The 16,305-nt window shown below is 63.6% G+C and carries 14 protein-coding genes; 10 read left to right on the top strand and 4 right to left on the bottom strand.

Annotated features, from left to right (window positions below; translation table 11 throughout):
* Window positions 1-2 precede the first annotated feature (2 nt).
* Together BMY67_RS14630 and ccsA are read left to right on the top strand one after the other, a co-directional pair.
* The gene (locus tag BMY67_RS14630; protein WP_177189841.1) at window positions 3-908 is read left to right on the top strand and encodes a hypothetical protein; all 906 of its coding nucleotides are present in this window, start codon (window positions 3-5) and stop codon (window positions 906-908) included.
* A gap of 130 nt (window positions 909-1,038) precedes the next feature.
* Window positions 1,039-3,645, top strand: a complete 2,607-nt coding sequence (gene ccsA / locus BMY67_RS14625; RefSeq protein WP_092772851.1) for a cytochrome c biogenesis protein CcsA — start codon at window positions 1,039-1,041, stop codon at window positions 3,643-3,645.
* A gap of 387 nt (window positions 3,646-4,032) precedes the next feature.
* Here ccsA and BMY67_RS14620 read toward each other — a convergent pair whose 3' ends face one another.
* A complete protein-coding gene (locus BMY67_RS14620) occupies window positions 4,033-6,738 on the bottom strand; it encodes a T9SS type A sorting domain-containing protein (RefSeq protein WP_092772849.1) in 2,706 nt (901 codons plus the stop codon).
* Window positions 6,739-6,928: 190 nt separating this feature from the next.
* Between BMY67_RS14620 and BMY67_RS14615 the strand changes: the two genes are divergently transcribed.
* The 8 genes from BMY67_RS14615 to BMY67_RS14580 all read left to right on the top strand — a co-directional run bounded on the left by BMY67_RS14615 (window position 6,929) and on the right by BMY67_RS14580 (window position 13,426).
* Window positions 6,929-7,762, top strand: coding sequence for a Rossmann-like and DUF2520 domain-containing protein (locus BMY67_RS14615; RefSeq protein ID WP_177189840.1), 834 nt, complete (start codon window positions 6,929-6,931; stop codon window positions 7,760-7,762).
* 63 nt (window positions 7,763-7,825) lie between these two features.
* Window positions 7,826-8,158 (top strand): 2Fe-2S iron-sulfur cluster-binding protein, encoded by a 333-nt coding sequence (locus BMY67_RS14610; protein WP_092772845.1) that lies wholly within the window; start codon window positions 7,826-7,828, stop codon window positions 8,156-8,158.
* Between the two features lie 105 nt (window positions 8,159-8,263).
* A complete protein-coding gene (gene iscX, locus BMY67_RS14605; protein WP_092772843.1) occupies window positions 8,264-8,500 on the top strand; it encodes a Fe-S cluster assembly protein IscX in 237 nt (78 codons plus the stop codon).
* Window positions 8,501-8,583: 83 nt separating this feature from the next.
* Window positions 8,584-9,078, top strand: a complete 495-nt coding sequence (locus BMY67_RS14600; RefSeq protein ID WP_092772841.1) for a KdsC family phosphatase — start codon at window positions 8,584-8,586, stop codon at window positions 9,076-9,078.
* Window positions 9,079-9,413: 335 nt separating this feature from the next.
* A complete protein-coding gene (locus tag BMY67_RS14595) occupies window positions 9,414-9,608 on the top strand; it encodes a cold-shock protein (protein ID WP_092772839.1) in 195 nt (64 codons plus the stop codon).
* Window positions 9,609-9,722: 114 nt separating this feature from the next.
* Window positions 9,723-10,658 (top strand): geranylgeranylglycerol-phosphate geranylgeranyltransferase, encoded by a 936-nt coding sequence (locus BMY67_RS14590; RefSeq protein WP_092772837.1) that lies wholly within the window; start codon window positions 9,723-9,725, stop codon window positions 10,656-10,658.
* A gap of 124 nt (window positions 10,659-10,782) precedes the next feature.
* Window positions 10,783-12,078 carry a BamA/TamA family outer membrane protein gene (locus BMY67_RS14585; protein ID WP_143069842.1) on the top strand — a complete coding sequence of 432 codons (1,296 nt, stop codon included), beginning with the start codon at window positions 10,783-10,785 and terminating at the stop codon, window positions 12,076-12,078.
* Between the two features lie 160 nt (window positions 12,079-12,238).
* A complete protein-coding gene (locus BMY67_RS14580; protein ID WP_092772833.1) occupies window positions 12,239-13,426 on the top strand; it encodes a glycosyltransferase family 2 protein in 1,188 nt (395 codons plus the stop codon).
* A 102-nt stretch (window positions 13,427-13,528) separates the two neighbouring features.
* On the opposite strand, the gene BMY67_RS14575 is transcribed toward BMY67_RS14580, so the two are convergent.
* From BMY67_RS14575 to BMY67_RS14565, 3 genes are all read right to left on the bottom strand, one after another.
* A complete protein-coding gene (locus tag BMY67_RS14575; protein WP_092772831.1) occupies window positions 13,529-14,131 on the bottom strand; it encodes an SAM-dependent methyltransferase in 603 nt (200 codons plus the stop codon).
* A gap of 101 nt (window positions 14,132-14,232) precedes the next feature.
* Window positions 14,233-14,970: a PIG-L deacetylase family protein gene (locus tag BMY67_RS14570; protein ID WP_092772829.1), complete on the bottom strand. Its 738-nt coding sequence runs from the start codon at window positions 14,968-14,970 to the stop codon at window positions 14,233-14,235.
* A gap of 97 nt (window positions 14,971-15,067) precedes the next feature.
* Window positions 15,068-16,243: an acyl-CoA dehydrogenase family protein gene (locus BMY67_RS14565; RefSeq protein WP_245745058.1), complete on the bottom strand. Its 1,176-nt coding sequence runs from the start codon at window positions 16,241-16,243 to the stop codon at window positions 15,068-15,070.
* Between the last annotated feature and the right edge of the window lie 62 nt (window positions 16,244-16,305).

The raw sequence follows: 16,305 nt of genomic DNA, 5'->3' as shown, positions 1-16,305 counted from the left end.
GTGTGCTTAAGCTGGTGCTGTCCTTCTGCTTCATTAATTGCCAGTGGCTGACTGGCAAAGCCCAGGTAGCCAACGACGATATTTCCCAGCGCCGGATACTGCGGGTCGAGGAAACGGCCAACTCCAGTACGACCGGCTGCACCGTGCAGTGGAGCTGCGTAGATGAAACCCTGACCGGCAAGTGCATTCAATACCACAACGACCAATGGTTTGAGTTCACGCCCCGCACGGCCGGCCGCTACTTCGTAAACATCGGCGGGCAGCAGTGCCGCGACGTGCGCGGGGTGCAGCTGGTGGTGCTAACCGGAACGCCCTGCCAGCCTGCTACCTACCGGGTGCTCTCCTGCACTTCTCTCGGCTCGCAGGACGACGTGTTCGTGACCCTGGATTCGTTGCAGGCGGGCCAGCCCTACCTGCTCAACGTCGATGGTTACCTGCGCGACTTCTGCCAGTTCAACCTCACGGTGAGCACCAGCCCCCAGGGACTACCGGCCCTGAACCTGCCGCCGCCTGCCGAGCCGCAAACCAGCCGCCTGGTTACGTTGCACTGGCAGCTCGACGATTCGCTGGGTTCGGTGCCGCAGTTCCAGGTGTGGCGCCGCGAGGCCGCCGAAACCCGCGCTGCCCGCCGCGCTGCGGTACCGGTAGCCCGCACCACCTACGGCGGGGCCGCTTTCAACTATGCATTTACCGACACGCTGGCCGCGCCCGGCCGCTACCTGTACCAGGTAGTAGCCGAAGCCACAACGGGTCCGCCGGTGCTGGTGCAGCAGCAGTGGTACAGCTTCAGCCAGCTCGCTACGGCTACCTCGCCGCCAACCCGCCAGGGCCCGCGCCCGGAAGTCCGGCAGCAGTTGCAGTGGGAGAAGCGGGCCCGCAAGATGCGCCGCCAACACCCGGTCCGGTAACCTTTTCAGCCTCACCAGATAACCCGTTGCCCGCCGTTGCTTTTCGCTTGGCAGCTTCCTCAAAAACAACTTTCAGTCAGACTGGTAGCTATTCTAACAGACTGATTTTCGCTTTTTCAACGCAGTAAACATGCTGAACACTCTCATCGGCGACGTCGGGCACTTAAGTGTTATTCTGGCGTTTGTGGCGGCCACGGTGGCGGCGTATTCCTACTACATGGCCGCCCGGGGCCGCACCCTCGGCGACACCGACGCCGGCTGGATGAAGCTGGGCCGCGGCGCGTTTATCGTGCACTCGGTCGCCGTGATTTCCGTGATTGTGTGCCTGTTCGGCATCATTCACGGCCACCGCTACGAGTATTACTACGCCTGGAGCCACAGCAGCAACCACCTGCCGGTGTACTACATGATTTCCTGTTTCTGGGAAGGGCAGGAGGGTAGTTTCCTGCTCTGGATCTTCTGGCACGTATGCCTGGGCCTGATTCTGCTGCGTTCGGCCAAGCGCTGGGAAGCCCCGGTGATGGCCATTTTCGCCGGTGTGCAGCTCTTCCTCACCTCCATGATTCTGGGCGTGGTGCTGGGCGACCTCAAAATCGGCTCCTCGCCGTTTATCCTGCTGCGCGACTTCATGCCCGACCTACCCGTGTGGCAGACCAACCCCAACTTCGTGCCTACCGACGGCACCGGCCTGAACGCCCTGCTGCAGAACTACTGGATGGTGATTCACCCGCCCACGCTGTTCCTGGGCTTTGCCCTCACGCTGGTACCCTTCGCCTACGCCGTAGCCGGCCTCTGGAAGGGCGAGTTCACCCGCTGGGTACGTCCGGCCATTCGCTGGAGCCTGTGGGGCGGTTTGATTCTGGGCGTGGGCATAATGATGGGCGCCTACTGGGCCTACGAAACCCTCAACTTCGGCGGCTACTGGAACTGGGACCCGGTGGAAAATGCCGTGTACATTCCGTGGCTGGTGCTGGTGGCCTCGCTGCATGGGCTGGTACTGTGGCAGCGCAGCAAAATGGCTTTGCGCACCTCGTTTGTGCTGGTTATTGCCACCTTCCTGCTCATTCTCTACGCTACCTTCCTCACCCGCTCGGGCGTGCTGGGCAACGCCTCGGTCCACTCGTTCACCGACCTGGGCCTTTCGGGCCAGCTGATTATCTACCTGGCGGCCTTCGTGGTGCTGAGCGTGGCGCTGCTGGTGTGGCGCTGGAAAAAGATTCCGATTTCGGAGAAAGAGCTGACCACGTATAACGCCGAGCTGTGGGTGTTTGTGGGCGCTACAGTGCTGTGCCTGGGCGCGTTCCAGGTGCTGTTTACCACCAGCATTCCGGTATACAACGCCTTTTTGGGCTTCATCGGCATCAAATCCAACCTGGCCCTGCCCGCCGACCAGATTGCGCACTACACCAAGTTCCAGCTTTGGCTGGGTGTGGGCGTGGCGTTCTGCTCGGGCCTGGCCCAGATCATGTGGTGGCAGAAAAACGACCGGGCCTCGCTCAGCAGCACCCTCACGGTGCCCGCCATGCTGGCGCTGCTCGGCTCGGCCCTCGTTATTCTGCTGGTGCAGTACAACGGCAAGAAGATGGAGTTGACCTACATCGTGCTCCTGACCACGGCCCTGTTTGGGGTGCTGGCCAACCTGAGCATGGTGTTCACGCTGCTGCGGCGCAAGGTGAGCCTCTCGGGTGGCGGCGTAGCCCACATGGGCATTGCCCTGATGCTGCTGGGTATTCTGGCCTCGTCGGGCTACTCCAACATCATCAGCCAGAACACCTCGGGCCTGCTCTACTCGCGCGAGTTCGACCAGACCACCAACCAGGACAACGTACTGCTGTGGCGCAACGACCCCTCGCGCATGGGGCCCTATGACGTGCGCTACACCGGCCAGTACTTCGACGTGCCCGGCGTGCCCGGCTACGTGGATAAGCAGCAGCTCTACCGCACCGACGACGAGTACAAGGCCCTGGCCCGCGCTGACATCAAGCGTGGCGACAAGGTGTACTACAAGGCCGGCGATACGCTCGAAATCCTGCCCGAAAACACCTACTACCGCGTCGAGTACGAGAACCGCGAGACCAAGGACAAATTCACGCTCTACCCCCGCGCGCAGGTAAACGAGCAGATGGGCGGCCTGCTGGCCTCGCCCGACATCAAGGTGTTCCTCGACCACGACATCTACTCGCACATCAGCGCCGTGCCGCCCATTGATAAGGAGAAGGACTGGAGTGAGGTGAAGGAGCACGTGCTCAGCATCGGCGACACCATTTTCCTCAACGACTACTTCGCCGTGTTCCGCGGCGTCGAGCCGGCCAAGCAGACGGCCGGCCTGGGCCTGACCAAGGACGACCTGGCCATTCAGGGCGACTTCCTGGTGTCGGGCGAGAAGAAGCAGTACCACGTGCACCCCGTGTTTGCGGTGCGCAACCGCCTCATCGGCCGTATGCCCGACGAGGTGGAGGACCTGGGCCTGCGCCTGAGCTTCCTCAACGTAGATCCGCAGCAGGGTAAGTTCACGTTCGGCGTGAGCACGACCCAGAAGGACTACATCATCCTGAAAGCCGTGGAGAAGCCTTTCATTAACCTGCTCTGGAGCGGTACGCTGCTCATGGCCGTCGGCTTTGGCATGGCCATCTACAAGCGCCGCCGCGAAACCGAGGCCCCGGCCGTACCTGCTCCCGAAGCCGGCACCAAGCCCCGCCCGGTAATCCCGCAGCCCAAACCCCAGGCAGTAGCCTAAATCCGGCCTGAGGTTACATATAAAACGCCCCCGATGCTGCTGCGTCGGGGGCGTTTTGCATAATGCCTTGCGTGCGAAAGTCCCGGCCAGTCTGCCGTCGGCTGAAGGGTATCCAACAGCAGTTACCTGCCGGAACCGGTACGAAGTGCACTGCATGTTGTGCCAGCCAGGGTTTAGCCAGTTGGTATAGGTAGCGTTAGAAAGCCAAAGCGACTTCTGGGCGCCTGCATGCTGCCCCTGAAACCGAAGCCTGACCTGCTGAGAAGTCAGGGTTGACTTTATGGAGCCCAAGCCCGGCAGGCGCCCGGATAGCCGGATGGGGTAGAGGGCACAAAAAAAGGGGCAGCCAGCTGGCTGCCCCTTTTCGGGTACTATTTCCGGGCCGAATTACTTCTGCACCGAGATGGTACGAACCATGTACTCGGCGCCGTTGCGCACCTTCACGGTGTACATGCCGTTGGCCAGCTTCGAGAGGTCGATGGTTTTGGTGGCGTTGTCGCGCACGGTTTCGGTGTGCACGCGCTGACCCAGCATGTTGGTTACTTCTACCTGCAGACCGTTCTTGGCGTTGGCACCACGCACATCAACCGTGAGGTTGCCGGCCGTAGGGTTGGGGTAGAGGTTGATGGCCTGCTGCAGCGCCGACGAAGAGGCGGTGATGGCCGTGGCCGTCACGCTGATATCATCGACGTAGAGGTTGAATTTGTTTTTCGCGCTGATAGCGTGGAAGCCGATGTAGTAGTTGCCGCTGGTGGTTGGCGTAATAGCTTTCACCTGCCCATCGTCGTTGCCAGCCGCCGTAGTGGCGTAAGCAGTATTGACGATAGCAATGTTGCGCCACAACAGGTTGGATTGAGCTGCCGGCGTGGTAGCGTTACCGTACTTCACCTCCAGGCCCTCGGCAAAGGTCGCTCCTGCAGCCTTGTACTTGAATGTAAGCTGATACGAGGTGCCGGCCCGCAGGAACAGCGCCGGCGTGAAGAACCAGTCGTCGGCAGCATTATCAGCGCTGTAGGCGTAGCGCATGTGGTTCGGAGCCGAAGCCGGCGTGCCGGTCGTTACAACACTCCAGGTCTTGGCGTCCGCATTGATATCCGCTACGGCCACGCCGCAGGGCAGGGCCCCGGCAGCTACCCCATCGAAGTTCTCAGTGTAGGGGAACGTGCTAACAATAGGCGGTACGCAGGGAGTAAAGAAGCTACGCGGACCTACCAGCGAGCTTTGGTCCGAGGCCGAGCAAATTGTCCGGATGTAGAACTCATAGTTAGTGCTGGGTAGCAGATTGCTAAGTGTATAGGGTGAAGCCGTAACAGTTACCGTGGTGCCCGAAACGGCTGGATCGAAACCTTTCGGGCCATAAATGATGGTGTAACCTGTACCGTTAGCCGAGCCGCCCGTGAGCGTAATCACAGCCGAATTCGGTTGCAGGTTAGTGATGGTGATGTCGGTTGGAGGAAGGCAGGTTGGCGGAACATCCGTAATGGCATCAATCATGAACGCACCGTAATTGCTCTCAGACACGTCCGCTGGAGTGCCTCCCGTCAGCGAGCTGATGACGTAGTAAGCCTCTGTGCGAGTTGGTTTCTCGGAGCCTTGAAGACCAACCGGGAAGTAGTTAGCGGCGCCAGGAGTCTGAGCCAAGCCGACGATAAAGCTGCCCGGCGCAACTGGACCATTCACAACAAAAGTCTTGTCCTTATCAATATCAGCGGCTAAAACCTTGTAATCGGGTGAGCGGGCAATAATGCTTCCATTGCCATCGAGTACTACCCCATACACTGTATTGCCCACCGACTTAACATCAGAGAGGCGAACTGTTACGCCCGTAACTGTCCGCGGAGCGGAAGTGGTGTATTTGTTGCCCATAATTCCGCCTGCATTAACGCCAAGGCTTCCCGTGGTTGTAGCATCGGGCTGAGCGTAGGCATAGGTGGTCTTATTTACCAACTGGGTGGTAGAGGCAGAATTGTTGAAATTGTTACCGTCTTCGGTGACCGTAACCGTCATGGTATTAGTGCCCTCATTCGTAGGTGTAAAAGGGGCAAAGCTTACAATGCCCGCTATATCAACCGGGATACTAGCAATTGTAACTGCGGTGGTAAAGGTGTTGGCACCAGTTACCTTCAGAGTAAAAGTGACGTTGTTCTGGGCGGTAGTACCCGTATTTCGGACATAAGCTCTAATGGTTTCCGGCGTTCCGTAAGGAATAGGCAACTTGCTGAGCGCGTATACCTGCTGCACGGCAATGTCCTTTTCCTGAATGGCATTAAAGCGGTAGGTGCGGCCGGCATCGGGGCCAACGCTCTGGCGGAAGTTGTGCGCATTTACGCCCGTCGCGCTTCCTGCTAAGTAGGTAGTGGAAATAAAGGTGGTAGTAGCCCAGGCCGCCGTTGAGCCCTTGGAGGCCAGCAGCACCTGGTTGGCGGCCGCCCCCACGCCCTTCAATCCCACCACCGCCGACTTGAAGGCGTCGGCGTTGGCGGAAGCAGTGGCCGTGTTGTACACGAACTCAACGCGGTTGCTGGTTTCGTACAGCTTCACTTGGAAATCGAGCGAAGCGTACTGCTTGGCCGGCGTGGCCGCCGATTTGTCGCTTACACCTTTCCACTGAATGGTGCAGATGCGGTTGGGAGCCGTACCGCTGAGCTGGTAGCTGTAAACGGCCGGGCCGGCCGCGGCACTTTCCAGGTCGGTGTTGAACGGCAGCAGCAGGTTTGTCTGCGCCGCATCGTTCAGCGGTCCGCTGGTGGTAGTAGTCGAGGAGGTTGGGAAGTAAGGTGCCGACGGAGCCGTGGTGCCCAGGGCCAGGTAGCCGTTGGTGTTCAGCACGAAATCGGTGAATGCCTGCCCGTTAAAGTTAAAGGAGAAGCCAATGGGCGTTGCGGCCGAGTTAGCGTCATCGGTGTTGGGCGTGGCAATAACAGTGGCCGAGGCTCCGAGGTCAGTATAAGTGCCGGGCGTATTGCTTGCCCCGAACGTATTATAGTTCAGGTTCTGGGCGTGGGCGGCTCCGGTAGCCAGCCCCAGCAGGCCCAACAGGGCCAGCTTGCGCCAGGCCTTGGTTGTACGACCCGTAGTGTAGATTTTTGTCATGGAAAGAGACGAAAAAGTGTGAAAGAGTGAAGTAAGCAGAAAGTAAGCAATTACCCTGTCCGTAGAACAGATGGTATTTGCGACGGCAATATGCCGAATAAACTGCTAATTTTTATATCATTTTTATGCGAACATTTCAATTAATCATGATTGGCGCTAATAAACAGGCGGTTTTGAGCCGATGAATTCAATGTCCTTCAACCCTCTGCGTATAGTGCTGCTTGGTGCCGGCCGGGTGGCCGCGCACCTGGCTCCGGCCCTGGCCGCCGCCGGCCACCAGGTGGTAGGCCTCTGGAGCCGCAGCCCCGAATCGGGGGCGGCGCTGGCGGCCCGGCTGCCGGCCCCGGTTGCCGTGGCCCCCGGCCTGCAGCAGCTGCCCGCGGCCGACGTATACCTGCTCACGCTGCCCGACGCGGTGGTGCCCGAGGTGCTGGCGGCGGCCCGCTTTCCGGCCGGAGCGCTGGTGGCACACACGGCCGGGGCGCTGCCGCTGTCGGTGTTTGCCCCCTACAAAGAGCAGCTGCGCGGCGGCGTGTTCTACCCGCTCCAGACCTTCGGGCCAGGTCGCGCTATTGATTGGGGTACCGTGCCGCTGTGCCTGGAAGCCACCGATGCCACGGCCCTGGTTACGCTGCACCAGCTGGCCGCCTCGCTGAGCGCCGATGTGCGCGAGCTGGACTCGGCCCGGCGGCTGCAGCTGCACGTAGCGGCCGTGTGGGTCAGCAACTTCCCCAACCACCTGCTGGGCATTGGGCGCGAGCTGCTCGAAGGAGCCGGGCTGCCCTGGGAGCTGCTGCACCCGCTCATCCGCGAAACCCTCGACAAGGCTCTGGCCCAGCCGCCCTTCGCGGCCCAGACCGGCCCGGCCGTGCGCCACGATGCCGCCACGCTCGCCCGCCACGAAGCCGCGCTGGCCGACCGGCCGCGCTGGCAGCAGCTTTACCAGCAGCTTACGGCCAGTATTCGGGCCACGGCCGGGGCGGCCCCGGCGCCGGCAAACAATGGGAGTGGTTTGCGGCTTTGATTCGGGGGGGTACGTCCGTACCTTTGCCCCTTCGTTTTTGCCTTGTGTACCTAGCCTTTCGCCGTGAAAGCCATCAATATTACGTTTACCTTCCAGGACGGCCAGCCCGACCAGACGCACGTGGCCGCCGAGGGCGAATCGGTGCTGGATGTGGCCCTCAACAACAACATTCAGTTGCAGCACAACTGCGGCGGCGTGTGCGGGTGCAGCACCTGCCACGTGTATATTGAGCAGGGCGAGAACGACCTGCCCGAAATTTCCGACGCCGAGGAAGACTTCATCGACCGGGCCGAGAACCCGCGCATCAACTCGCGCCTGGCCTGCCAGTGCGTGGTGCAGGGCGGCACCTCCGACCTGGTAGTGCGCATTCCGCCCCAGCACTTTTTGGGGCACTAGATTTTAAGGCGCGGAATGTGAGAAATTGGGTAATGGGCCGCAACAGCGGTGTTATTGCCATTTCCGCAGCTGCCGCACTTTCCACCTTCAGCACATTTTATTAATATGAATCATTTCGAGCCCCCGATTAAGTGGAGCGACCACGAGGATGTGGCCATTGCCCTGTATGAGAAATTCGGCAACGAATTCGGCGAGGCTAAAATCTACCGCATCCGGTTTACCGAGCTCCTGGATTGGGTGCTGAGCCTGCCCAACTTCGAAGGTACCCGCGAGGAGGCCAACGAAGGCCACCTGGAGCAGATTCAGGCCAAGTGGGTGTACGAGTGGCGCGATAACCAATAGGCCGCCCCGGCCCGTTGTGCTGGCCGCTTTCTTTTATAACGGTGCCCGGCAACCCGGCCGGCGCACTCCTGTGCTATAGTAATATGTCGGCAGTAATTGATTTGAAGGCAATTAAGGTGTTTATTTTGGACGTGGACGGCGTGCTGACCGATGGCACGCTGCTGGCCTTCAACTCGGGCGAGCAGGTGCGTTCCTTCCACATCCGCGACGGTTACGCCATCCGCCACGCCCTGCGCCAGGGCTACCGGGTGGCCGTTATTTCGGGCCGCGAGGAGGAGGGCGTGCGCAAGCGGCTGGAGTCGCTCGATGTGCGCGACATTTACCTGGGGGTGGATGACAAGATGAAAATCTTCAACAACTACCTCAACACCTACCACCTCGAAACGGCCAGCATAGCCTACATGGGCGACGATATGCCCGACCTGGAGGTGATGCGCCGCTGCGCCCTGGCCGCCTGCCCCGCCGATGCCGCCACCGATGTGCGGGCCATCAGCAACTACGTGGCCCAGCTGCCCGGCGGCCACGGCGCCGTGCGCGAGCTGATGGAAGCCGTGATGAAAGCGCAGGGTACCTGGTAAAAGGCTGCCCGCAAGCGGCTAAAGCTTGATATTGGTGGTTGGTAAGGCGCCAAGCGGCGGCAACGGTTTTCGGAATCGGGCGGTGTTACGCTGGCCTGCAGCTGCTGGCACGCGCCGGGGCACGCACCGGGCTCGACAGTAGCGCACGGGTTATTGCCGCGCAAAGCGTACTATTGTCGTGCTGCTGACCTACCTCGGCGGCAACGTGCCGGCCAGCCAGCTAGAACAGTGAGGGGCAGCGGCCGGCTTGAGCAGCGCAGATACCCTTGCGCCGCCTTACCTTCAGCCCAGCAAAGCCAATTCCAACCCTTCCACCACAACCCCCTTTCCCTGCTATGAAAACCGGCACCGTTAAATTTTACAACGAAGACAAAGGCTACGGCTTTATCACCGAAGACGAAACCAACGAAGACTTTTTCGTGCATGTTACCGGCCTCAATGGCGGGCAGGTGCAGCAGAGCGACCGGGTGGAGTTTGATACCGAGCAGGGCCGCAAGGGCATCAACGCCGTAAATGTAAAGCGCCTGTAGCCACCCGAAAGCCAGCGGCAAAAGCCTCTTCCGATTTCGGGAGAGGCTTTTTTTAGCGCCTTTTGCTGCGGCTGGCGCATCTTTGTAGTTCCTTTTGCCCTTGCGGCCCCCGCTATGCCCTTTCGCCCGCCCCTGTTTGCCGCCGATGCCACTGCGGGTGCCGCCGGCGCCGGCAGCCTGGGCTCCGGTAGCGGCGGGCGGCAGCTGGCCCGGCTGGTGCGCCTGCCCAACCTGCTGATTATGGCCCTGTGCCTGCTGCTGGTGCGTGCCTGCCTGCTGCTGCCCGAGGCGCCCTGGCGGCAGGTGCTGGCCCCCGGGTTTGGGCTGCTGCTGCTGTCGGCGCTGTGCATCGGGGCGGCCGGCTACATCATCAACGACTACTACGACGTCAAGATTGACGCCATCAACCGGCCCGGGCGGCTGGTGGTGGGGCGCGGCATCAACCGGCGCCACGCCATGCTGGCCCACCTGGTGCTTTCGGGGCTGGGCGTGGGGCTGGGGATGCTGCTTTCGCCGCTGCTGGGCCTTGTCAATCTGGGTTCGGCGCTGCTGCTGTGGGGGTACTCGGCCCGTTTTAAGCGGGTGGCGCTGGTGGGCAACGTGAGCATTGCCACCCTCACGGCGGCGCTGGTGCTGCTGCCCGAGCTGCAGCTGCATACCGGCCGCTCGGCCGTGTGGGGCTACGCGCTGGCCGCTTTCCTACTCACGCTGGTGCGCGAAATTGTGAAGGACGTGGAGGACATGCGCGGCGACGCCCAGCACGAATGCCGCACGCTGCCGCTGGTGTGGGGCGTGCCGCGCACCAAGTGGGTGGCCGGGTTTTTTCTGGCCTGCCTGGCGCTGCTGGTGGCCGGGGCCGTGTTCAATGCCCTGCTGATGAGCCACCGCTACGCACTGGGCCTGTGGCTGCTGGCGCTGGTGCTGGCTCCGCTGCTGGCCCTGGCCGCCGCCCTGCGCCGCGCCGACCAGCGGCGGCATTTTGCCCGGCTCAGCACCTGGTGCAAGGCCATCATGCTGGCCGGGGTGCTGTCGATGCTGGGGTTGGTCTGAGCATGTGGGCAACCGCGGCCGCTACAGTTGCGTTAGCACAGGCCAGGGCCCCGGCCGTGCTGCCCGCCTGAAGGCCGCCGCCGGCGCCTGCTCCATCCACTTTTCTGACCCCGGCCATCTTTGTATGCGCTTACTTTATCCGTTGCTGGCGCTAAGCGCGCTGGCCACCCCGGCTGCCCTTGCGCAGTCAGTTGCCCCCGATTCGACTACCCCGCTGCTGGCCTCGGCAGCTCTGGCTCCCGCGCCGGCCGAGCTAACTACCTCGGCTGAGTTGGTTAACGAGCCAGCCGGCGCGCCGGTGGGCCTGAACCGGGCGCTGGCGCCGGCCGCCACCACCAAAATCAGGCTCACGCCCTCCGACCCCGATAAGCCGAGCTTTATCCCGGTGCCCATCGCTTTTTATCAGCAGGAAACCGGCTTTGCCGGCGGCGTGGCCATTCTGCCGGTGTGGCGTTTTGGCTCCGACACCACGGTGCGCAAGTCGAATGCCCGCCTGATTGCCTGGATTTCGCAGAAAAAGCAAACCACTCTGCAGCTCACGCACACCATTTTCACGAAGGAAGAAAAGTTCTTCTTCTCGGGCGAGCTGAGCTACTACGACCTGGCGTTCAAGTACTACGGCCGCGGCAACGATACCGACAAGGATGTGTACTCCAATATCCAGTATCCGCTGATTGTATTCGATGAGAAGGCGCTCATGAAAGTGAAGCCCAATCTGTTCGTGGGCCTGCGCTACCGCCTCACCGATCTGGGCACCGTTAAGCTCAAGGAACATGGCGACGACGACGCCACTCCCGGTTCTTACTACACCATTCCGGCCGAGCAACGGGGCGGCTACACCACCTCGGGCGTGGGACCGGCGCTGCTCTACGACAGCCGCGACAACCTGCTGGCCACCTACCAAGGCAATTTCGTGGATGCCCACGTGCTGTTCGCCGGCAAAGCCCTGGGCAGCGACTACAACTTTACGCGCTACATGGTCGATGCGCGCCACTTCAACCCGCTGTTCGGCTCCAACAACACCATTCTGGCGCTGCAGTTTCTGGGCCAGTACCACACCGGCGACGTGCCGTTCCGCGAGTGGGGCGGCATGGGCGCCACGCTCGGTGGCTCGCTCTACAACAATGCCTACCTGATGCGCGGCATCTACGAGGCCCGCTACCGCGACCGGCAGTTCACCACGGCTCAGGCCGAAATCCGCCAGAAACTATTCTGGCGCATCGATGGCGTCGTTTTCGGCTCGGTGGGTCAGGTGGCGCCCAACATCGACGACTACAAGTTCGACGCCATGCGCTACGCTGGGGGCGTGGGTGCCCGCTTCCGCTTCAACCGCCGCGACCGGCTCAACATTCGCCTCGATTACGGTGTGGGCTCGGGCGGCAACTCGGGCATCATCTTCGCCGTGGGCGAAGCATTCTAAGTCAAGCGACCAGCCATAAGCTACCAGCCGCAAGCCGCAGGCCCGCACCGTAAAGGAGCGGCCTGCGGCTTTTGCTTTTTCTGTCTTTGAAGCTCAGCAGTATGGTTTTTTGTTGGTTTTTGCGTCAACTGTGCCCTGTTTGGTGCGTAGAAAGCAGCGCATGGATTACGCCACTCCGCGCCGGTTTCATTCGGCCCATCCCAACAACGCGGCACTGCCCGCTTCGCCCTGGAACCACCTGCCGCCGCCGGCCCCGGCGCTGCGGGCCAGCATTATTATCCCGGCCAAGGATGAGGCGGAGGCGCTGCCCGCCACGCTGGCTGCGCTGGCCGCCCAAACCAACGAGCAGGGCCAGCCATTGCCGACCGGCTGCTTCGAGGTGCTGGTGCTGGCCAACAACTGCACCGATGGCACCGCCGCCGCCGTGCGGGCCTTTGCCGCCACCCACCCGGCCCTGGCCCTGTACGTAGCCGAGCTCACGCTGCCACCCGCCGAGGCCCACGTCGGCCGGGCCCGGCGCCTGCTCATGGACGAGGCTGCCCACCGCCTGGAGCAGGCCGGCCAGTCCGGCGCCGCCATCATCAGCACCGATGCCGACACCCGCGTAGCTCCCGACTGGCTGGCCGCCACGCTGCGCGAGCTGGCGCGGGGCACCGATGCCGTGGCCGGCCGCATTCTGATGGAAGAAACCAGCCGCGCCTGCCCCGTGCGCCGCTGCCAGCTGCAGGATGCCACTTACCAGTTGCTGCGGGCCCGGCTCGAAACCCAGCTCGACCCCCAGCCCCACGACCCCTGGCCCCGGCATCACCAGCATTTCGGGGCCAGCCTGGCCGTTACGGTGGCCGCCTACCGGCAGGTGGGCGGGCTGCCGGTAGTGCCGTTTCTGGAAGATGAGGCCCTGTACCAGGCCCTGCTGCGCCACGATTTGCGAGTGCGCCATAGTCCGGCCGTGCGCGTGTTTACCTCGGGCCGGCAGCAGGGGCGGGTGGCAGTGGGCCTCTCGTGGCAACTGCGCGAGTGGGCCCGCCTGGGCCAGCAGCAACTGCTGGTGCCCGACCCCGCGGCCCTGGTGCACGAGCTGCGCCTGCGCCGCCGGCTGCGGGCGCAGTGGCAGCTGGCGCAAAGCGGTGGCTCCGTCAGTCAGGCAGCTTTGGGTCTGGAACAGGTGCCGGCCCAAGTGCTGACGGCGCTACCCAGCTATGCCACCTTCGGCGCCTACTGGGAGTGGGCGCGGCCGCTGCTGCTGCCCGACCCGGTGCCCCAAGTGCCACTGGCGCTGGGCATTGCCGCGCTACGTACCGAGCTGGCGCAGGCTGCGGTAGGCGTTGGTGGAGGGTTCTCATTCTGAGTAGTGCAAAGAATCTCGCGTGCAGTGGCAATTCCTGACGACAGGATTACTGTGGCACGCGAGATTCTTCGCGCGCTCAGAATGACAGGCCTTCACCAATCCTTACGTCTTCTCCAGCACGTCGAGGCGGTACTTTTCGTGGCGCTGGCCGTGCAGGTGGCGCAGGGGGCCATCAGGAGTGGCTTTTGCCAGGAAGAACTCGTGCACGGCGTCGCCAGTGAGCGGGTAGTCGTGCACGGGGGGCGTCCAGTGGACCAGCACGAGCTGGCCGCCGGCCGGCAGCGCGGCCACTATCTGGTCGGCGGCGCGGGCCAGGTCGGCCGGGCTCCAGTAGTAGCCTACCTCCGATACCAGAATCAGGTCGAACTGGCCCTGGGGGAATTCGGCGGGTACGCGCAGCAGCTGTAGCTCGACCTGCGGCAGGTGGGCGCAGCGTTGGCGGGCCTGCTCAAGGGCGGCCTCGGCCACATCTACGGCCAGCAGGTAGTCGCAGCGCGGGGCCAGCCGGGCCGTGAGAATGCCCAGCGAGCAGCCGATTTCAAAGGCCCGCGCGTAGTGGGGGCGGGGCAGCGCGGCCAGCGTGGCAGCGTACTTCTCCTGCTCGTAGGGGCTGGAAGTGAAGTTCCAGGGGTCCTGGTTGGCCTCGTACACCTTATCGAAGTAATCGGCCGGCAGGGTGTGGGGCTGGTTGGGATTCGGTTCCATAAAGATGAGACGTGAAGTGGTCGTATTTCGGGTTGGGCCGCGGTCTTCGGTCGCGAAATATCGTCGTCAACGTAAAAAACCGGCTGGGCTGGGCTGGCCGGCTAAACAACCGCTTCCAGATACACTTCCGTGGGGCGTGCGAAATGCGCGAGCATGGTGGGAGCCAGCGTAAAGCCCGCCGGGTCGTCGTCGATGCAGGAGCCGGGTAGCTGCGAGGCGTGCGCGGCAATGGCGCGCTGCTTTTCGGCCAGCACCGGCCCGATATCGAGCTGCCAGCCGCTTGTTTCGCCCGATTGGGGCAGGTCGGCGGGGTCGGCCCGCTCCCAGGCCCAGACGAGGTATTCGAGCAGGCGCGGGGGCCGGGGCAGCTGGGCCAGGGCTGCCCGCACCAGCTGGCTGCTGGCTTGGTGGTCGGGGTGGGGGTCGCGCCGCCAGGGGCACAGCACGGTAGCCGGCTGCTTTTCGCTCAGGAAGTCAACCAGCCGGGCTACGGCTGCCGCCCCGGCGGGCGCGTCGGGACCGGGCACCTGGCCGTCGGGCAGGCCTAGCGGCAGCAGGTGGGTGGGGCACAGGCCCAGCTCGGCCAGCGCGAGGCGCAGCTCGGTTTCGCGCAGGGCCTGGCGGGCCGGGGCCGGAAACCTGGCCGAGTTGGGGTGCGACATGGTGCCGTCGCTTATCAGCACGCACCACACGGGCACGTTGGCACGGGCCAGCAGCGCCAGCAGCCCGCCGCAGCCCAGGCTCTCATCGTCGGGGTGCGGGGCAATTACCACGGTTGGTCCCAGCGTGGCGGCAAAGCCAGCGGGGCGCAGTGGCAGGGCGTTGAAATCAAGCGTCATGTTAAAGCGTATCTGTAAAATCCAGTCTCAAAGAACATCCAGGTTAGCCAGCTATAAACCTGGCAGCCAGCAGCTGAAAGCCCGCAGCCAAACCCGCTTACTCGTGCCAGAGACGGTGGGCGGGGCGGGGGTGAGTCAGGGCGTAGCGGCCGGCGTCGGCCAGGGCGGCGTCGGGGGCGGGCTGGCGCAGGTAGTGGGTCAGGTCGCGGTGCAGGCGCTCGAAGGGCTCGGGCCGCAGCAGGCCCCGGGCGCCCACGCACCGCTCGGCCAGCGGCAGCACCCGCAGGCAAATATCCTCGATGGCCGAGCGCACGAGGTTGGCGTGGGCTACCACCGTTTCGGCGTCGGGGCCGGGACGGGCGGCCAGCTCGGCGGCGGCCTGCAGCCAGTGCTGGCCGCTGGCTATCAGAATGCTCAGCTGGCCCAGGCGCTGGCGCTGGTAGGGGTCGTCGGTGCGGCCCAGGGCGCGCAGGAAGCGGCGGGTTTCGTCGAACATGGCCTCGGCTCCACCCAGCTGCACAGCCGCAAACCGGATGGCCCCGCCGCTGAACCAGGGCTGGCGGTAGTAGTCGCCGGGTGCGCCCAGCAGCTGTTCGGGCTCCACTTCCAACCCCGTAAAATCGACCCGGAAGCTGGCCGAGGCCCGCATGCCCAGCGGCCGCCAGAACCGGGCGTCGTACTCGGGCACCTGGGTGTCGGCGGGCAGCACCAGCATCTGCCAGCCGCCGCCCTCGGGCAGGGCGGCCGTAAGCAGGGGGCGGCTGAGGTGGCCGGCGCCCGAGCCGAAGGTTTTGCTGCCACTGAGCCGGAAGCGGCCGTCGGGCAGCGGCTCCAGCTGCACCCCGTCGTGGGCTTCGGTGTTCCAGACGCCGAACAGGTGGCCGGCGCGGGCGTCGGCGGCCCAGGCCTGCACCTGCGCCGGCCGCCCGAAGCGCCCGATGAGCTGCAGCGCGTTGGCGTGGCCCTCGTATATCCGGCCCACGGCCAGGTTGCCCCGCCCGATGTGGCGCAGGGTGCTGAGCAGCTCGTAGGTGTGAGCGGTTTCGTTGAGGCCGCTGCCGCCCAGCGCGGCGGGCAGCGGGGCCGTGAGCAGGCCGGCCTCGCGCAGCCAGTCGAATTCCTCGCTCGGGAAGTTGCCTTCGATATCGGAGTGGGCGGCCTGCGCAAACAGGCGCGGGGCCAGGGCCGCGGCTACGGCGGCGGCCAGGGCCGGAGTGGCGGCGGGCGCCGCCGTAGCCGCGGCAGAAGTGGGTGAGCTAATCAGTTCGGGCATAAAAAACAGGGGCCGGATAACAACTACTTCCTCTACGCAGGGCGGCCCGCTTCGGCTGCCAC

The sequence above is a fragment of the Hymenobacter actinosclerus genome, from assembly GCF_900111515.1.
GTDB classification, from domain to species: domain Bacteria; phylum Bacteroidota; class Bacteroidia; order Cytophagales; family Hymenobacteraceae; genus Hymenobacter; species Hymenobacter actinosclerus.
This window is presented reverse-complemented; position numbering and strand designations above follow the sequence as displayed.